This window comes from Bacteroides sp. 51, from assembly GCF_010500965.1.
Lineage (GTDB): Bacteria > Bacteroidota > Bacteroidia > Bacteroidales > Bacteroidaceae > Bacteroides.
This window is the reverse complement of record NZ_QVMI01000015.1, coordinates 70,497-87,921: the sequence shown is the minus strand read 5'-3', so window position 1 is coordinate 87,921 and position 17,425 is coordinate 70,497. Positions and strand designations below refer to the sequence as shown.

Sequence of the window (17,425 nt, the reverse complement as noted above, 5' to 3'; positions counted from 1 at the left end):
AAATGCTACCGGCACTTTTTATAAACGCGGCTTGCCGCACCTGGCCGCCTCGAGGCCGGGGCCGGGGCTGGGTCTAGAAGTAAATTCCGAATCCGACTTTCAATCCATATTTAGAGAAGTCGCTGTTATCAAAGTTCCAGTTATAATAAACAGCAGGCTCTATCGTTACAGTTTTTGTGATAAAGAACGCATATCCGGCTTCGGCCGATGCTCCGAAATTGGTATCAGATCCGAATCCATCTAATTTCAAGCGAGCTACCTCTAATCCTGCACCGAGGTAGATACCGGTCTTGTGAAAGTAATAACGTCCACCGACACCTGCTCCATACGCATCATACGCGTCGTTCCATTGCCCCATTACTGAAACCATCAATGCCACATTATCGATAAGGAAAGCCCCTACCTGGCCATTGATACCGAACTGGGTATCTTCGGCTTTACTGTGCGATAGATTCAACCCAGTCACCGAAGGATTAACAATCCATTTTCCTTGTTCAAATTGTGCTTGTGCTGCCATGGTTACGCATAACAGGCAAAGGCTAAAAATTAACTTTTTCATTCTTGTTTGTCTTTTAGTTTGTTATAATGTTCCTCTTCTTCTTTACGACGCTCCTGTGCCTGCTCCTTTTTCTTCAGTACAAACCAAAGAGCAAGTACAATCACATACGCAGCGCCGAGGGTTACGTACTTCTCCGTATCACTAATTTCCGTATTGCGTGGCAGGAAATAAACCGCCATCGTAGTTACATATATAAATAATGCCAAGGTCATCCAGGTTGACTTCTTTATCTTCTTTCTCATATCTTTTTTGTATTATATCTTTTTTTCCAGACTACATACCACACAATACTCACCGCCACACACACTCCGCCAATCAGATAAGATACCGTTTCGGGGAGTTCCAACCCTTCCGGCGCCACGCAGATGTAGGTTACACAAACGGCAGTCATAAACAACGCCGGGATAAGAGTCACCAGGTAAGGCTTCTTATGCCTTGTCAGATACACCGTCAAAGCCCATAGCGTAAACACGGAAAGGGCCTGATTGGACCAGGCAAAATAACGCCAGATAATATTAAATCCTTCCTTATCGCTAAGGCTGAAAAGCAAGATTGCCATCGTAGCCAGGAAAATAGGAATACTTATAATCAGTCGTTTAGAAATCGTTCGCTGCTCAACCTTAAACATATCCGCCACCATGATGCGGGCAGAACGTAACGCCGTATCACCCGTAGAGATCGGTGCAGCGATAATCCCCAGAATGGCAAGCAGTCCGCCAAACTGTCCTAACCAATCTTTAGATATCTTAGAAGCCACATCCGCCCCGGTATAAAGAATCTCCTTTCCGTCTTCCATATAGCTTACACCATTTTCCTTAAAGAAATACGTGGCAGCAGCAGCCCAGATCAAGGCTACAATGCCCTCGGCAACCATTGCACCGTAGAAGATGGGGCGTCCCTGCTTCTCGTGCGTCATGCATCTGGCCATCAGCGGCGATTGCGTAGCATGAAAACCCGAGATTGCTCCACAGGCAATAGACACAAACATCATTGGAAAGATGGACAAGCCGGTATAGTTCTCGCCCAACCCTTCCGTTATCTCAGGCAATTGCGGGTGATACCAGAAAAGCATAAACAAAATACCGCCAGCCATAAACAATAAGGATACAGCAAAAAGAGGATAGATCTTGCCAATAATCTTATCTATCGGCAATAAGGTAGCCAATATATAATAAACAAAGATCACAATGATCCAGAACGTAGCATCCAGATGCTTAGGCGTCATATTAGCCAATAAGCCTGCCGGACCGGAAACAAATACAGCGCCTACAAGTATCAACAGCACAACGGTAAATATACGCATCACCTGCTTCGTACTTACTCCCAGATAACGGCCAATCGTATCGGGCAGTGTCTCACCATTATTACGCAGCGAGAGCATACCCGACAAATAATCGTGCGTTGCACCCGCAAAGATCGTACCTACCACAATCCAGATATAAGAAGCCGTACCGAACTGCGCACCCATAATCGCCCCGAAAATCGGACCAAGACCTGCAATATTCAGAAACTGAATCATAAAGATCTTCCATCTGGGCATAGGAATGTAATCGACCCCATCAGGATGCAGAAGCGCAGGAGTGGGTTTATCTGTAGGATGAGCAATACGCTCTATAATCTTACCATAGACAAAGTAGCCCGCGATAAGCAATAAAAGGCAGATGGTAAATGTAATCATGATCGGATTCTCTTGTTTTACAAGAGACAAAAGTAGCATATTCATACGAAATAACACAAAAATACAAGCTGTTTTACTACCTTTGCCTAAAATAAAAAAACAAAAAAGCTCCATGCGACACCTATTGATTACATTATCACTGTTTTTGATATTCCCTTCCGCATTTGCACAGCAAAAACATGAAGTGCGCGCCGCATGGATCACCACAGCCTATGCCCTTGACTGGCCCAAAAGCAAGGCAAATACCCCGGCGGGCATCCGGCAGCAGAAAGAAGAACTCATCGCCATACTGGATAAACTCTACGCCGCCAACTTCAACACCATACTGTTTCAGGCCCGTACCCGTGGAGACGTTTTCTACCCCTCATCCATTGAACCATTCAGTGCCATGCTGACAGGAACTGTCGGTAAAAATCCCGGATATGACCCACTGGCCTTTGCCATTGAAGAGTGCCATAAACGAGGCATGGAGTGTCATGCCTGGATGGTAGGAATACCGCTGGGCAGTGCAGCACAAGTCAGAGGGTTAGGCAAAGAATCGGTCACCCGAAAACAGCCCGGTATATGCGTACAGCATAAAAAGCAATGGTATCTGAATCCCGGAACCCCCGGAACAAAGCAATACCTGATGCAATTGGCACAAGAAATCGTTACCCGATATGATATCGACGGAATACACCTCGACTATCTTCGCTACCCCGAGAACGAACCCAAGTTCCCCGATAGGAAAGAGTTCCTCCGCTATGGTAAAGGAAAAAAACTTGATGAATGGCGTAGAGACAACCTCACGGAAATCGTGCGCTATATATATAAAGGTATAAAAGACCGGAAACCCTGGGTAAAATTCAGCAGCAGTCCCGTGGGCAGATACCGGAACACGGCACGTTATCAATCTAACATATGGAGCGCCTACCACACCGTCTATCAGGATGTGCAAAAGTGGCTGGCCGAGGGCATTGTGGACCAAATCTATCCCATGATGTATTTCCGGGGCAATAACTTCTACCCCTATGCTTTAGATTGGCAAGAGCGGAGTAACGGGCGCCATATCATTCCGGGGTTAGGCATCTACTTCCTCGATCCCAAAGAAGGCAACTGGACGCGGGAAGAAATCGAACGGCAAATCTATTTCATACGAAACAACGGACTGGCCGGACAGGCATACTACCGTGTAGGCTTCCTGATGAACAATACCCAGGGACTATATGACGAACTAAACGAACAATTTTATATCCATCAGGCATTGCAGCCACCTATGCCGTGGATTAACAACACCCCTCCTACCACACCCACAGACCTGAAAATGAGTGTACAAGGAGGTTATACCACCTTAACCTGGAACGCCTCAACCGATGATGATGAACAGAACGAGCCATACTATATTATATACGGTTCCAACAGCTATCCGGTAGATATCTCAAACCCGGAACACATCATTGCCCAGCGAATTAAAAAGAATAGCTATGTACACGCTCCTATATATTTCTGGGAAGCCTGTAAATACTTTGCCGTAACCGCTGTAGACCGCTACGGTAATGAAAGCGAAGCAGTACAATTAGAAAGCCGTTGAGTCGTCAATCAGCACCCATACCCCATACTTTGCCCGTGGAGTAACAGGAACAAGTGACAAATAACCTCTTACAATTCGTCCGTTTTCCAGTACCAAAGGATGCCCGGCCACCATGCGTTTATGTTCTTCCTGCAGCTGTTCACTGGAAGCATAATAACTAACCTTAAGCACGCCCTTTTTCCCTATCTGCACATAGTTGTCGTAGAAAATGCGTGACGCCATGCCCATATTCATACGCAAGTTGATCTCTACGCAGGGGTGCAAACGATATTCAAGCGCATCATAAGACCGGCAGATCATCATGTCCACCCCAAGATATCCCACATAAACGCCATCAATCAACCCGGACAATTCCTTTTCGAGCGCATGCCGCACCTCGTCAAGCACCTTGAAGGGTATATATTTGATAAGTTGGCTTTCAATTTCATCATCTGTAGCCAACAAGTTGCCATCGTAAGCCCCACTGTTCGTTGTATGAAAGAACGAATAGCCGGAAAACCGTACCTGTCCATCGGCATAAGCATAAAACTGCATAGCAAAATCAATGACTTTATCATATAAAGGCTCGGCCACTACTCCACCCTGCTGCCTGATGATATTCTTGCACCAATCGCTGATATGCGTGGTAAACACTCCCTTGCACCAGTTCAATCCTTTTCCGCTACCGGATAAAGGAGCTTTCAACAGACAAGCCGTACGGGTTTCTACAAATTCTTTTAACCTCCCCAACTCCGTCAGATAGAATGACTCACCACAACAATGGCTGAATTGCAAACGTTTAAGTAGCTCTACCGCCTGCAAACGGTGAGACTTCTCCCGGATCAACGTCAACTGCTCCTGAGAGGGCAAAGAACGCAAAGGAACGCCTAATTGTATGAAACGCTTATGAACAGCCGGGTCCCAACCCCAGGGAATGTAATCAACATCCAATGTCATAGCTACTTCTACCTCGGTAAGCAAAGAAGCCAGACGGGGAAACCGGACACGCATTTCATTCAGGAAAGTCAGATTATAGGCAGATGGCGCCAATACCATATGCTGTCCACCGGCATACCAAGCGGGGAAAATAGCTAAGTCAGCACTAAATTGGCGGGCGGAAGCGGGAGGCATATAATTAACGTCATGGTTGGCTAAAGCCAGATCATGATCTGGATTAAACAAAAAAACCTTATTTCTCATTCCAATTTTGTCGTATTAAAAAGGGATTCGCTACAAACATACATAAAAATATGAAACAACAACATAAACTGCACTAAATAAAATAGATTTTGCTATCTCTACTTTGCAATTTCTAAAAAAAGGGTTATATTTGCCTGCCGAAAAAAGAAGGAGATATGGAAGCATTTTATCGTACACACGCTTATCTCGTTGAACATACCAACGCCCCTGTACGTCGCGACCTTATGGACGAGATTGACTGGAACGACCGCCTCATCGGTATTAAAGGTACGCGAGGTGTGGGTAAAACGACTTTCCTGTTACAATACGCCAAAGAGAAATTCGGGACAGACCGGTCTTGCCTTTTCATTAATATGAATAACTTCTATTTCTCTGCCAACTCCATCGTTGAGTTTGCCGGGGAATTCCAGAAAAGAGGCGGAAAGGTACTGTTGATTGACCAGGTATTCAAGCATCCCGACTGGAGCATGGAGCTGCGTAGATGTTACGACAAATATCCAAACCTGAAAATCGTCTTTACCGGTTCTTCAGTCATGCGTTTGAAGGAAGAGAACATTGAACTTCGTGATATTGTAAAAAGCTACAATCTGCGTGGATTCTCTTTTCGCGAGTTTCTGAATCTGCAAACCGGTATGCGGTTCCGGGCCTACACACTAGACGAGATACTAAATAACCATGAGCAAATTGCCCGCGGTGTATTGTCTAAAGTGCGCCCGTTAAACTACTTCCAGGATTATCTGCATCATGGGTTTTATCCGTTCTTTCTGGAGAAACGCAACTTCTCGGAGAACCTGCTGAAAACCATGAACATGATGGTCGAGGTAGATATCCTTCTGTTGAAACAGATTGAGTTGAAGTATCTGTCGAAGATAAAGAAACTGCTTTATCTGCTTGCAGTAGATGGGCCTAAAGCACCGAATGTAAGTCAGTTGGCTACAGACATACAAACCTCACGGGCTACGGTGATGAATTATATCAAATACCTAGCCGATGCCCGGTTGATCAATATGATATATCCTGTGGGAGAAGAATTCCCTAAGAAACCGGCAAAGATCATGATGCATAATACCAATCTGATGTATTCCATCTATCCGGTAAGTGTAGAAGAACAAGATGTGCTGGACACTTTCTTCCTCAACACCATGTACAAGGATCATAAACTCTATAAAGGAGAAAAAAACACGTCATTCCTGGTAAACGAGAACATACCGTTCAAGATTTGCTGCGAAGGACAAAAGATAAAGAACAATCCGGACACCATCTATGCCCTGCATAAGATGGAGATAGGAAGAGGCAATCAAATCCCTCTCTGGATATTCGGATTCTTATACTAGCGGCCAGCCTCACCCCGGCCCTCTCCAAAGGAGAGGGAGAAAGAGGAGATACTTAAGTAGATTATATAAATGTAATAAATATTAATAACCCCGCTTAGCCCCAACTCCCTCTCCTTTGGAGAGGGCTGGGGTGAGGCTCTTATAAATTAGTTATGACTAAGAAGAAATTCATCACATGTGATGGTAACCAGGCAGCAGCGCATATCTCGTATATGTTCTCGGAAGTAGCTGCTATCTACCCCATCACTCCTTCTTCGACTATGGCAGAGTACGTAGACGAATGGGCAGCTAAAGGCCGTAAGAACATCTTCGGCGAAACAGTGTTGGTACAGGAAATGCAATCTGAAGGTGGTGCGGCAGGTGCTCTCCACGGTTCACTTCAGGCTGGTGCATTGACCACTACGTATACGGCTTCTCAGGGTCTTCTTTTGATGATCCCTAACATGTACAAGATTGCCGGCGAATTGTTGCCTTGCGTATTCCATGTATCTGCACGTGCTTTAGCTTCACATGCTCTTTCTATCTTCGGTGACCACCAGGACGTTATGGCAGCTCGCCAGACTGGTTTCGCTATGCTTGCCGAAGGTTCTGTACAGGAAGTTATGGACTTATCGGCAGTAGCTCACCTGGCTACATTGAAAAGCCGCGTTCCTTTCGTGAACTTCTTCGACGGCTTCCGTACTTCACACGAGATCCAGAAAATCGAATCATTGGAAAACGAAGACCTTGCTCACCTGATCGACCAGGAAGCGTTGGCCGAATTCCGTGCCCGCGCACTGAATCCGGGTGCTCCCGTAGCTCGTGGTATGGCCGAAAACCCTGATGTTTACTTCCAACACAGAGAATCTTGCAACAAATACTATGATGCAGTTCCTGCTATCGTAGAAGAATATATGAACGAACTGTCGGTAATCACCGGCCGCAAATATGGTTTGTTCGATTATTACGGAGCCGAAGATGCAGACCGCGTAGTGATTGCGATGGGTTCTGTAACCGAAGCTGCCCGTGAAGCTATCGACCACCTGGTGGCTCAAGGCGAAAAAGTGGGTATGGTGGCTGTACACTTGTACCGTCCTTTCTCTGCTAAACACTTCCTTGCTGCTGTTCCTAAAACAGCTAAACGCATCGCAGTACTCGACAGAACAAAAGAACCGGGTGCAACCGGCGAACCTTTGTATCTTGATGTAAAAGACTGTTTCTACGGAAAAGCTGATGCTCCGGTTATCGTGGGCGGACGTTATGGTCTTTCTTCTAAAGATACTACTCCTGCACAGGTGATTTCTGTATTCGAGAACCTGGCGTTGCCGGAACCAAAGAACCATTTCACTATTGGTATCGTAGACGACGTAACCTTTACTTCTCTTCCACAAAAAGAAGAAATTGCTTTGGGTGGCGAAGGTATGTACGAAGCTAAGTTCTACGGTTTGGGTGCTGACGGTACGGTAGGTGCTAACAAGAACTCAATCAAGATTATTGGTGATAATACCAACAAATACTGTCAGGCATACTTCTCTTACGACTCTAAAAAGTCGGGAGGTTTTACTTGTTCTCACCTTCGTTTCGGCGATGACCCCATCCGTTCAACTTATTTGGTAAATACACCTAACTTCGTGGCATGTCACGTGCAGGCTTACCTGAGAATGTATGACGTAACCCGCGGTTTGCGCGAAAACGGTACATTCCTGTTGAACACCATCTGGAATGACGAAGAACTGGCTAAACACTTACCTAACAAGGTAAAACGTTACTTCGCTAAGAAGAATATTTCTGTTTACTATATCAATGCTACTGAAATCGCTATGGAAATTGGTTTGGGCAACCGTACCAACACCATCCTTCAGTCGGCATTCTTCCAGATCACAAAAGTGATTCCTGTAGACCAGGCTATCGAGCAAATGAAGAAATTCATTGTGAAATCGTATGGTAACAAGGGAGAAGATATCGTTAACAAGAACTACGCAGCGGTTGACCGCGGTGGCGAATACAAACAACTGACTGTTGATCCGGCTTGGGCTAACCTTCCTAATGACGAGGAAACTCCAAACAACGACCCGGCATTCATCAACGAAGTAGTTCGTCCGATCAATGCACAAGATGGTGACTTGTTGCCGGTATCTGCATTCGTAGGTCGCGAAGACGGTACATGGGATCAAGGTACGGCTCAATACGAAAAACGCGGTGTAGCTGCTTTCGTTCCTGAGTGGAACCCAGAAACTTGTATCCAATGTAATAAATGTGCTTATGTTTGTCCTCACGCTGCTATCCGTCCGTTCGTGTTGGATGAAGCTGAACAAGCCGGTGCAAACTTTGCTTCATTGAAAGCAGTTGGTAAACAATTCGACGGTATGACATTCCGTATCCAGGTTGACGTTCTCGACTGTATGGGTTGCGGTAACTGTGCCGATATCTGTCCGGGTAATCCTAAGAAGGGTGGCAAAGCGTTGGCAATGAAATCTCTTGAGTCTCAGCTTGCCGAAGCTCCTAACTGGGAATACTGCTCAACTCAGGTGAAGAGCAAACAGCATCTTGTTGATGTGAAAGCCAACGTGAAGAACTCTCAGTTCGCCACTCCATTGTTTGAGTTCTCGGGTGCTTGTTCAGGTTGTGGTGAAACTCCTTATGTAAAACTGATCACTCAGTTGTACGGAGATCGTCAGATGGTTGCCAATGCTACCGGATGTTCTTCTATCTACTCTGGTTCTGTTCCATCAACTCCTTATACTACCAACGAAAAAGGCGAAGGTCCGGCATGGGCTAACTCGTTGTTCGAAGACTTCTGCGAGTTCGGTATGGGTATGGAAATGGCTAACGAAAAGATGCGTGAGCGTATCGCTATCCTGATGAACAAGGCTATTGAGTCTAACGACACTCCTGCTGAATATAAAGAAGTATTCACTCAGTGGATCGAAAATATGCTGGATGCAGACAAGACTAAGGAATTGGCTGAAAAGATCATTCCAATGATTGAAGCATCTAAGGATAAATGCGATGTTTGCAAAGGTATCTACGAATTGAAACACTACCTGGTAAAACGTTCACAATGGATTATCGGTGGTGACGGTGCTTCTTACGATATCGGTTACGGTGGTCTTGACCACGTTATCGCTTCGGGTAAAGACGTTAACATCCTTGTTCTTGATACGGAGGTTTACTCTAACACAGGTGGACAGTCATCTAAAGCTACTCCGGTAGGAGCTATCGCTAAGTTTGCTGCATCCGGTAAGAGAATCCGCAAGAAAGACCTTGGTCTGATGGCTACTACTTACGGTTATGTATATGTGGCTCAGATCGCTATGGGTGCCGACCAGGCTCAGACGTTGAAGGCTATCCGCGAAGCAGAAGCATATCCGGGACCATCTTTGATTATCGCATACTCACCATGTATCAACCACGGTTTACGTTCGGGTATGGGTAAATCACAGGAAGAAGAAGAAAAAGCAGTAAAATGCGGTTACTGGCACCTATGGCGCTACAACCCAGCATTGGAAGCCGAAGGAAAGAACCCATTCTCTCTTGACTCTAAAGAACCTGAGTGGACTGAGTTCCAAAACTTCCTGAAAGGTGAAGTACGCTACACTTCATTGCTGAAACAATATCCTGCCGAAGCTGGTGAATTGTTCCAGGCTGCTGAAGACAATGCAAAATGGAGATATAACAATTACAAGCGTCTTGCTCAACAAGCTTGGGGAAGCGAAGCTGCTGAATAATTGATATAGCTTAGATATAGGGAAAGGGGGCATCTTAAAAAAGGTGCTCCCTTTTTTATCTTAACCCAAAGAACACAAACCCAAATAATCAATTAATTTATTCTTATTTCCTATAACACCGAAAAGTTTTCATTTAATTAATTCATAGTTAACTCATCTGTTAATTCACCACATGTATATTTGACCTTAAAACAACCAATAACCAAATAAATCTTATAATCATGAATCAATTTCTATTTATTAAAAGACTACTAAGCCTTATTATAACCATATTCTTTTTTATACTTACCGTTCACGCCGATATACGCATGCCAATGATATTCGGCGACCATATGGTATTACAGCAAGACACCAAGATTACAATTTGGGGCTGGGCAGATGCCGGAGAGGAAATAACCGTTTCCATTGCCGGAAGAAAAGCCAAAACCACTGCGGGTGCAGATGGGTGCTGGCAGGTACACCTTAAACCAATCAAAGAAAAACCGAAAGGACAAGTACTCACTATTACAGGAAAAAATACCATATCTTTCGAAGATGTGTTGGTAGGAGATGTCTGGGTAGCCTCAGGACAATCAAATATGGAATGGGGAGTGAAAACACGGAAGGATTATGCCGAAGATATAGCCAACTCGGCAGATTCACTGTTACGCTTATTCTTTGTCCCCAAGAACACATCCTTACAACCATTACAAGATATTGAAATTCCCGAAGAAACATCCAACCCGCAATGGGCTGCCAAATGGATACTATGTACCCCCGAAGCTCTGGCAAAGATTAACGGACAAGGATTTTCTACGGCAGCTTATTATTTTGCACGCGACATACGTCAGACCAACGGAAAACCGCTTGGTATTATCCAAAGTGCCTGGGGCGGAACACGCGCCGAAGCATGGACCAGCCTTTCAGGATTAAAAGAAGAACCCGTATTGGCCAGATATGTAACAGTCTACGAACAGAATCTAAAAGACAGGCCCGAACTCCTGCCTACCTATAAACAAAGAAAAGCCGAATGGGATGTTATCATAAAGGAGTGGGATAAAACCGTTGGAAAAGAATGGAATGAGGCACAAAAAGAGTGGGCTATTGAAGTAAAAAAGGCACAAGAGGCTGGTCTGCCCTCACCACCAAAGCCTCAACCCAGAGTAAAACGCCCGTCCAATCCACGCCACCCCGATGGTGGTAATAATGGCCCCGCCAATCTTTTTAATGCCATGATCAATCCGCTTATTCCGTTTGCCATTAAAGGGGTGATCTGGTATCAGGGCGAGTTCAACTCTGGTGGATCGGGTAAAGAGTATGCGACCCTGTTTCCGCGCATGATTACCGACTGGCGCGAAAAGTGGGGCATTGGTGATTTCCCCTTTGTTTATGTACAACTCCCTAATTTTGGTCCCATAGATCAAGGTCCATCCGTTGAGGGCGAAGGCTGGCGTTGGGTACGCGAAGCACAACTCAAAGCATTATCACTGCCCAATACAGCAATGGCTATTACAATTGATGTGGGCGATCCGTTCGATCTTCATCCGGTAGATAAATACGATGTCGGCCATCGTCTGTCACTTGCTGTCCGGCAGTTAGCCTATAAGGAAAAGATAGTTGGCTCGGGACCATTGTACGACAGTATGCAGGTTGAGGGCAATAAAATTGTTCTGAAATTTAAGAACTGTGGTTCCGGTCTTATTATTGGTGCATCACCCTATACCCCCGCCGGTGAGGAACCAAAGCAACCTGCCGATAGGCTAAGTGGGTTTGGAATTGCCGGAAACAATCAGGAATTTGTTTGGGCCGATGCGGTAATCGAAGGAGATAAGGTGATTATTTCCAGCGATAAGGTTTCTGAACCTGTTGCCGTACGCTACGGATTCTCAAATAGTCCGGTTTGCAATCTGTATAATAAAGAAGGATTACCAGCATCGCCCTTCCGCACGGATAATTGGGATAAATAGAATTCCATAAGAACCCAAACTGAATTCTATAAGAATCCGGATCGAACTCTATAAGAACTCAGACCAAACTCTATAAGAACTCGGGCTGAATTCTATAAGAACTCAACTCAAGTTCTTATAGAATCCGGTTCAGTTTTTCGCGCCAATCTTCCCCATTGACAGGTTGAAGTACATGGAAACCGAGTTCTTTTCCTATTTCAACATTGGCTGCGCCATCATCTATAAACAGAGATTCAGCAGGGTCTAGTTGGGTATCATTAATCATGTATTCAAATATCTCCCTGTGGGGTTTCACACATTTCACCTGATAGGAGGTAAAAACCTTATCTACATAATAATCCAGAGGTTTACGGGCAGCAGTAAATTCAGGGCTGCGTGCCCAACTCATCACAAAAGGATTGGTATTGCTTAGGATGTAGATGTTATATTTCTTATGCAGCTCTTCCAGATAGTCCAGCCGATATTGAGGATCGCCTACAAAAAAAGCAAGCCAAGCCGCTTTGGCTTCTTTAAACGAAATGTCACGGTGACAGTACTCACCTAGTTTACGACAAAACTCTGTCTCATCAATTCGTCCATCTTCTACTTCCAGAAAGATATCGCGTTGATGATATTTATCCAATAGCTCTTCGGCATTGGTTAAACCCAACGACTCAAAGTGCCGTACTGCATTGTCGCGGTTAATATCGACAATTACTCCGCCAAAATCAAAAACCAGGTTCTTTATCATTGTAGTTATTCTTTCCTGCAAAAATACATATTCTTATTTTCTTCCAGCTTGATACAGGTCAATAAATGGCTTCTGATTAAAGTTCTTCCCATTGCCATTTACAGCGTTTCATATCTACATCGCCGCCGGTTTTAAATATAACACCTTCGGCAATTAAAAGTTCTTTTTGTTCCACCCATCCCGGAGCCGTCCGCCCCTGAGCGTTGACCACCCGGTGGCAAGGCAAATGAAGTCCGGAAGGGACAAGGCGCAAGGCACGACCTACCATACGGGAATATTGCGGTTTACCGAGCAGCAACGCTATTTCTCCATAAGATATAACGCGCCCCAGGGGGATTTCAGCAACGACTGCATATACATCTCTGAAAAATTCGTCTTTATCTATTTTGGGATTCATCAGGTTATTGTTTTATATTTTGTTAAGATTAACTGTAGGGGCGGTTCGCGAACCGCCCGACCTCGCTGCGGCACGTTGCCGTGGGCGGTTCGAGAACCGCCCCTACAGTTAACCTCCACCGCCTGTTCTCTTTAAGTAATCGGAAGGGCTTTCGCCATACTGTTCTTTGTAGCATTTCGCAAAATAAGAAGGCGACGTAAACCCTACTTCATAGCAAATCTCGGCAATGCTCAGGCTGGTTGAGGACAACAAAGAAGTAGCCTTCTTCAACCGGGTTATGCGAAGCAACTCATTGGGCGAGTAATTGGTCAGAGATTTGATTTTACGATACAACTGCACCCGGCTCAGTCCCATTTCCTTCCCCAGATCTTCCACATTGAGGCTTGAATCATTCATTTGTTTCTCAATCAGGCTCTTAAAACGGGCAACAAAATCCTTATCCATATCACACACATTCTCGCGGGTGATCATGGAAGCCTCGCCCATCACCTGCTTGATTCGTTGGGTGGAATCCAGTAAGTTACGGACGCGCGACACCAGTACCTGCGAGTTAAAGGGTTTGGAGATATAAGAATCTGCCCCTACGTCGTATCCTTGTATCCGCTGCTCGTCCAGCGAACAGGCAGTCAATAGAATGATCGGGATATGGCAGGTTTGCAATTCGCTTTTCAAGCGGCGACAACATTCTACCCCATCAAGGCCCGGCATCATGATATCGGATATAATCACATCGGGCACATATTTCATGGCTTTATTGATGCCCTCTATTCCATTTGCAGCTTCCAGGACGGAATAATCTGCATGCAAAAGGCTGTGGACGTAAGAGCGGATATCTGCGTTATCGTCTATGACGAGGACAACGGGTTTAGTTGTATCATAACTTTCCTCCTCGCTTATTTCCTCTAACAGCAATTCCGAAGAAGTCGCCACACCCTGAACAGACACGGTGTCAGTATCGGCAATTGCAGATACAGCCGTTTGTCCGGAGATGTCGGTTCGCTCTACGGGTATATCGACAGTAAAGATGGTGCCCTGCTTTTCGTCACTCTCAACCGATATTGTGCCACCATGAAGTTCGACAAAAGCTTTGACCAAAGCCAAACCAATCCCCGACCCGGCATGATGCATATCTATTTTATAGAATCGGTCGAAAATGCTACGGATATGTTCCGAAGAGATAAGACTGCCTGTATTGGCTACGGTTAAGCGGTACGCCCACACCCGTTCCGGACTTTCCGATGCAGACAAACAAACGGTTATTTTCCCATTCTCGGGAGTAAACTTAAAAGCATTCGACATCAGGTTAAAGTAGATGCGCTCCATTTTCTCCGGGTCTGCATTCAGGTCGAAATCACTGCCGGAGGTATGGTTGAATGTGAAATGAATATGTTTCTTGCGGGCCGCTTCTTCAAAAGAAGCATTCCAGCTTTGCAGGCTTTGCAAAAGGTTTATTCTTGTGGGCACAAACTCTAGTTTGCCATTCTCGTACTTCCGAAAGTCCAGTATTTGATTGACCAGGCGCAGCAATATATCGACATTCCGTTTAATGAGACGCAGGAGTTTGGATTGTTCTTCCGAGAGTGTGCGGTCTGCCAGAAGATGATCTACAGGGTCGGCAACCAGAGTAAGCGGCGTACGGAAATCGTGCGATATGTTTGTAAAGAACACCAGCTTGGCATGGGTTGCTTCTTCCAGTTGGCGGGATAGTTCGATCAACTGATCGCGTTGTGTCTCAAGCTGTATCTTTTGTTTGGACAACTCCGCATTCAGCCGGTTCTTTGTCCGCAACGACTTATAAACAATCAATAGCAACCCTGCAACTAATAACAAAAAGAACAGGCTGCCGTAAAGAATAATTTGCTGCGTGGCATAACGGGAAAGATAAATACCGATACGGTTATTCAGTGTTTCTATCTTCGTATCCAACTCCGAGATTTCCCTTGTCTGAAGCGTCATTACATGAGAGTTCGTCGGGTCTACCACCGCCGTATTCAGGATTGTCTCCCGGGAATAGCTTCTCCCCTCAAGAATATCCATAGCGATTTGTATGACTCTGTCGCCTCCGGTCGGGTAAATAAATGTTGCCTCTAGTACGCCTTTATTTACGAGGTCCAGTCCATAACCTTCGCCCGGTAGCGCATCAATGCCGATAAAAGACATATCATCTTCGCGGGCGTGCCGCAAAGCCGCCTGGTAAGCACCGGCAGCCATACGGTCGTTCTGGGCATAGACTACGTCTATATCGTTGAACCGGGAGAGTATGGTATCCATTTTTTCTTCGGCCAGTTCGCGCAACCAGCCGGCATCTTCCTGACACAATAAAGTAATATCGGGATATTGGGATATAGCCGTAATAAATCCCTGATGGCGGTCGATGGCCGGAGTAGACCCGGCTAGTCCGGTCAGTTCAACAATATTCCCCTTCCCTTTCAGCATGGAAGCAATGTAATTTCCCACGCTTTTACCCACTTCATAGTTGTCGGCGCCGACAAAGGCAGTGTATTTGTCGGAAAGGATATTTCTATCGAACGTGATAACGGCAATGCCTTTATCGAACGCCTCTTCAACAATGGCCGTCAGGGGGGCCGCCTGGTTGGGGGCAACAATAATCAGATCGACTTTCTGGTCAATAAAGTACCGGATGTCTTGTTTTTGCTTCTCGGTATCATCTTTTACAGTGCGGATTTCTACCTCAACGCCATCGTAGAACATGGCTTCGCGCAGGATTTCCTGATTCATGCGATGGCGCCACTCGTCATCGCTGCATTGCGAAACACCGATGCGATAGGTTGGAGTATCTCGCCTACACGCACAGAAGATAAGGAATAATAGCAAAATGAATATAAAGTGAATACGATTCATGTATATGCCAAACTAAGGTTACGAATACAAATATACTCGATTATTTCTCTTGACTTATACAGGTTTGGCAATAAATTTGGGTAGTACCCTGGCAATGTTACCATACTACCCTGGCACTTCTACCATACTACCCAAAGCGTGCTACCATACTACCCTGGTAGCGCTACCATACCACCCTGGCAACACTACCATACCACCCTACGGATCGTACCATAGTATGCTGTTGACGTATCACTTAAAGAGAGTCACTCATTCTTGCTCATATCCTTTCAGCATGGCCAGATCAAGGACAGACTGGTTGATGGCTTCGCCCAAATCATCGCTTGTATTATTCTGGTCTTTCTTCATCTGCACATCAATGTATGCCTGTCTTTTTTGAGCCAGATCGGCTATTTCTTTTTGTATATTCTCACGCTCCTGCTTCTTCTCTACGACCAACGTTTTTATCTCATCTTCTGTTTTGTTTTGCAGTTCCTCTGCCAGTTCCGACTTCTTGATTTCTTTCAGCGCATTGGGGTCTGTACTTATTTTATCAACCAAATCCCAACTGCTGTTAGTATAAGCGTGTTTTGTTTTACTTACCGCCCGTTCGGCATAATTGGCAGAAGAAACCGACTTGGCATTTGCATCCTGTTTCATTTGATTTTCTTTCTGTACAACGCCCACCTTACTATAACTGATATATGTATCGTTCAACTTCATATTGCATTCGCTGATCGCATCATCAAAAGGAGTCTGATAATATCGCACACGGGCATTATGATCAATATTAAAGAACTTTCCTTTTCCTCTCTTCGCCCCGTCGCGCCAGGAGTCGAGTCCGCCCCAACCGCCATCGCCACAATGGATGGTGTTGACATAGATATCATTGGCCAAAGCATTGGATATGGCTTCCTTGTAGTTTATCGGTCCTTGGGTAAACGGTTCGTTACCGGCAATATAGACCAACTTCATATCCGCCTTGCCATCGCCCCACTTCAGGCTCTTTACCGCTTTATCGATCACAGCACCGCAATATTCCTGTCCACCATCGGTACGTAATGCAAATAGCTTTTCGGAAATCAAATCAAGGTCCTGAGTCAGAGGAGTAACCTGGCGGATATAGTTTTGAGATGACGGAATGCGGTCGTTGCCATACTCATAAAGCGCAATCTCTATCCGGGGCGTTTTCCCCTTAAATTTAAGGGTAGTCAAGGTGTTTACAATATTCCACAAGCGAGATTTGGCTTGTTCGATCAAACCATCCATACTACCCGAAGTATCCAGCAGAATAGCTACTTGTATTTTAGCATCCTTACTGATTTCATCGTTCACCGTCATTTCCTGAATAACAGGAGCCGTTGCCGTAGAAGATACAGATGCACTCTTTGCCTTTGCACCACCGCAGCCTGCAATCATAAAAGCTGCCAAAACCATTGTTGTTGATAAACTAAATTTCTTCATATTGTTATATTTTTAGGAGT

At 45.3% G+C, this 17,425-nt stretch carries 12 protein-coding genes; 4 read left to right on the top strand and 8 right to left on the bottom strand.

Features of this window, described 5'->3' with window-relative positions; translation table 11 throughout:
- Positions 1 to 73: 73 nt before the first annotated feature.
- The 3 genes from D0T87_RS12425 to D0T87_RS12415 are packed head-to-tail and all read right to left on the bottom strand — an operon-like array spanning position 74 to position 2,237.
- Positions 74 to 559: an outer membrane beta-barrel protein gene (locus tag D0T87_RS12425; protein WP_163175455.1), complete on the bottom strand. Its 486-nt coding sequence runs from the start codon at positions 557 to 559 to the stop codon at positions 74 to 76.
- Complete coding sequence (locus tag D0T87_RS12420; protein ID WP_163175454.1) at positions 556 to 801, bottom strand: hypothetical protein; 246 nt, start codon at positions 799 to 801, stop codon at positions 556 to 558. The genes D0T87_RS12425 and D0T87_RS12420 overlap by 4 nt, the downstream gene beginning before the upstream one ends.
- Positions 798 to 2,237, bottom strand: coding sequence for a carbon starvation protein A (locus D0T87_RS12415; protein ID WP_163175513.1), 1,440 nt, complete (start codon positions 2,235 to 2,237; stop codon positions 798 to 800). The genes D0T87_RS12420 and D0T87_RS12415 overlap by 4 nt, the downstream gene beginning before the upstream one ends.
- A 112-nt stretch (positions 2,238 to 2,349) precedes the next feature.
- Between D0T87_RS12415 and D0T87_RS12410 the strand changes: the two genes are divergently transcribed.
- On the top strand, positions 2,350 to 3,807 hold the full coding sequence (locus tag D0T87_RS12410; RefSeq protein ID WP_163175453.1) for a glycoside hydrolase family 10 protein: 1,458 nt from the start codon (positions 2,350 to 2,352) through the stop codon (positions 3,805 to 3,807).
- Here the strand turns inward: D0T87_RS12410 and D0T87_RS12405 are convergent.
- On the bottom strand, positions 3,793 to 4,986 hold the full coding sequence (locus tag D0T87_RS12405; RefSeq protein ID WP_163175452.1) for a hypothetical protein: 1,194 nt from the start codon (positions 4,984 to 4,986) through the stop codon (positions 3,793 to 3,795). The two genes, D0T87_RS12410 and D0T87_RS12405, sit on opposite strands and share 15 nt — an antisense overlap.
- 155 nt (positions 4,987 to 5,141) lie before the next feature.
- On the opposite strand from D0T87_RS12405, the gene D0T87_RS12400 reads away from it, so the two are divergent.
- The 3 genes from D0T87_RS12400 (at position 5,142) to D0T87_RS12390 (ending at position 11,973) form a co-directional block, all read left to right on the top strand.
- A complete protein-coding gene (locus D0T87_RS12400; protein ID WP_163175451.1) occupies positions 5,142 to 6,320 on the top strand; it encodes an ATP-binding protein in 1,179 nt (392 codons plus the stop codon).
- A gap of 152 nt (positions 6,321 to 6,472) precedes the next feature.
- Positions 6,473 to 10,027, top strand: coding sequence for a pyruvate:ferredoxin (flavodoxin) oxidoreductase (gene nifJ / locus D0T87_RS12395; protein ID WP_163175450.1), 3,555 nt, complete (start codon positions 6,473 to 6,475; stop codon positions 10,025 to 10,027).
- Between the two features lie 221 nt (positions 10,028 to 10,248).
- Positions 10,249 to 11,973, top strand: coding sequence for a sialate O-acetylesterase (locus D0T87_RS12390; RefSeq protein WP_163175449.1), 1,725 nt, complete (start codon positions 10,249 to 10,251; stop codon positions 11,971 to 11,973).
- Positions 11,974 to 12,088: 115 nt separating this feature from the next.
- Here D0T87_RS12390 and D0T87_RS12385 read toward each other — a convergent pair whose 3' ends face one another.
- The 4 genes from D0T87_RS12385 to D0T87_RS12370 form a co-directional block, all read right to left on the bottom strand.
- Positions 12,089 to 12,703 carry an HAD family phosphatase gene (locus D0T87_RS12385; RefSeq protein ID WP_163175448.1) on the bottom strand — a complete coding sequence of 205 codons (615 nt, stop codon included), beginning with the start codon at positions 12,701 to 12,703 and terminating at the stop codon, positions 12,089 to 12,091.
- A 76-nt stretch (positions 12,704 to 12,779) separates the two neighbouring features.
- Positions 12,780 to 13,100: an MGMT family protein gene (locus tag D0T87_RS12380; RefSeq protein ID WP_163175447.1), complete on the bottom strand. Its 321-nt coding sequence runs from the start codon at positions 13,098 to 13,100 to the stop codon at positions 12,780 to 12,782.
- Between the two features lie 108 nt (positions 13,101 to 13,208).
- Positions 13,209 to 15,962, bottom strand: coding sequence for a substrate-binding domain-containing protein (locus tag D0T87_RS12375; protein WP_163175446.1), 2,754 nt, complete (start codon positions 15,960 to 15,962; stop codon positions 13,209 to 13,211).
- A 249-nt stretch (positions 15,963 to 16,211) separates the two neighbouring features.
- Positions 16,212 to 17,405, bottom strand: coding sequence for a VWA domain-containing protein (locus D0T87_RS12370; RefSeq protein WP_163175445.1), 1,194 nt, complete (start codon positions 17,403 to 17,405; stop codon positions 16,212 to 16,214).
- Positions 17,406 to 17,425 lie beyond the last annotated feature (20 nt).

Bases quoted from the DNA above. Each gene is read 5' to 3' on its own strand.
- D0T87_RS12420 (WP_163175454.1), bottom strand. From the start codon at position 801: ATGAGAAAGAAGATAAAGAAGTCAACCTGGATGACCTTGGCATTATTT.
- D0T87_RS12410 (WP_163175453.1), top strand. From the start codon at position 2,350: ATGCGACACCTATTGATTACATTATCACTGTTTTTGATATTCCCTTCC.
- D0T87_RS12405 (WP_163175452.1), bottom strand. From the start codon at position 4,986: ATGAGAAATAAGGTTTTTTTGTTTAATCCAGATCATGATCTGGCTTTA.
- D0T87_RS12425 (WP_163175455.1), bottom strand. From the start codon at position 559: ATGAAAAAGTTAATTTTTAGCCTTTGCCTGTTATGCGTAACCATGGCA.
- D0T87_RS12375 (WP_163175446.1), bottom strand. From the start codon at position 15,962: ATGAATCGTATTCACTTTATATTCATTTTGCTATTATTCCTTATCTTC.
- D0T87_RS12415 (WP_163175513.1), bottom strand. From the start codon at position 2,237: ATGATTACATTTACCATCTGCCTTTTATTGCTTATCGCGGGCTACTTT.
- D0T87_RS12385 (WP_163175448.1), bottom strand. From the start codon at position 12,703: ATGATAAAGAACCTGGTTTTTGATTTTGGCGGAGTAATTGTCGATATT.
- D0T87_RS12390 (WP_163175449.1), top strand. From the start codon at position 10,249: ATGAATCAATTTCTATTTATTAAAAGACTACTAAGCCTTATTATAACC.
- D0T87_RS12370 (WP_163175445.1), bottom strand. From the start codon at position 17,405: ATGAAGAAATTTAGTTTATCAACAACAATGGTTTTGGCAGCTTTTATG.
- D0T87_RS12380 (WP_163175447.1), bottom strand. From the start codon at position 13,100: ATGAATCCCAAAATAGATAAAGACGAATTTTTCAGAGATGTATATGCA.
- nifJ (WP_163175450.1), top strand. From the start codon at position 6,473: ATGACTAAGAAGAAATTCATCACATGTGATGGTAACCAGGCAGCAGCG.
- D0T87_RS12400 (WP_163175451.1), top strand. From the start codon at position 5,142: ATGGAAGCATTTTATCGTACACACGCTTATCTCGTTGAACATACCAAC.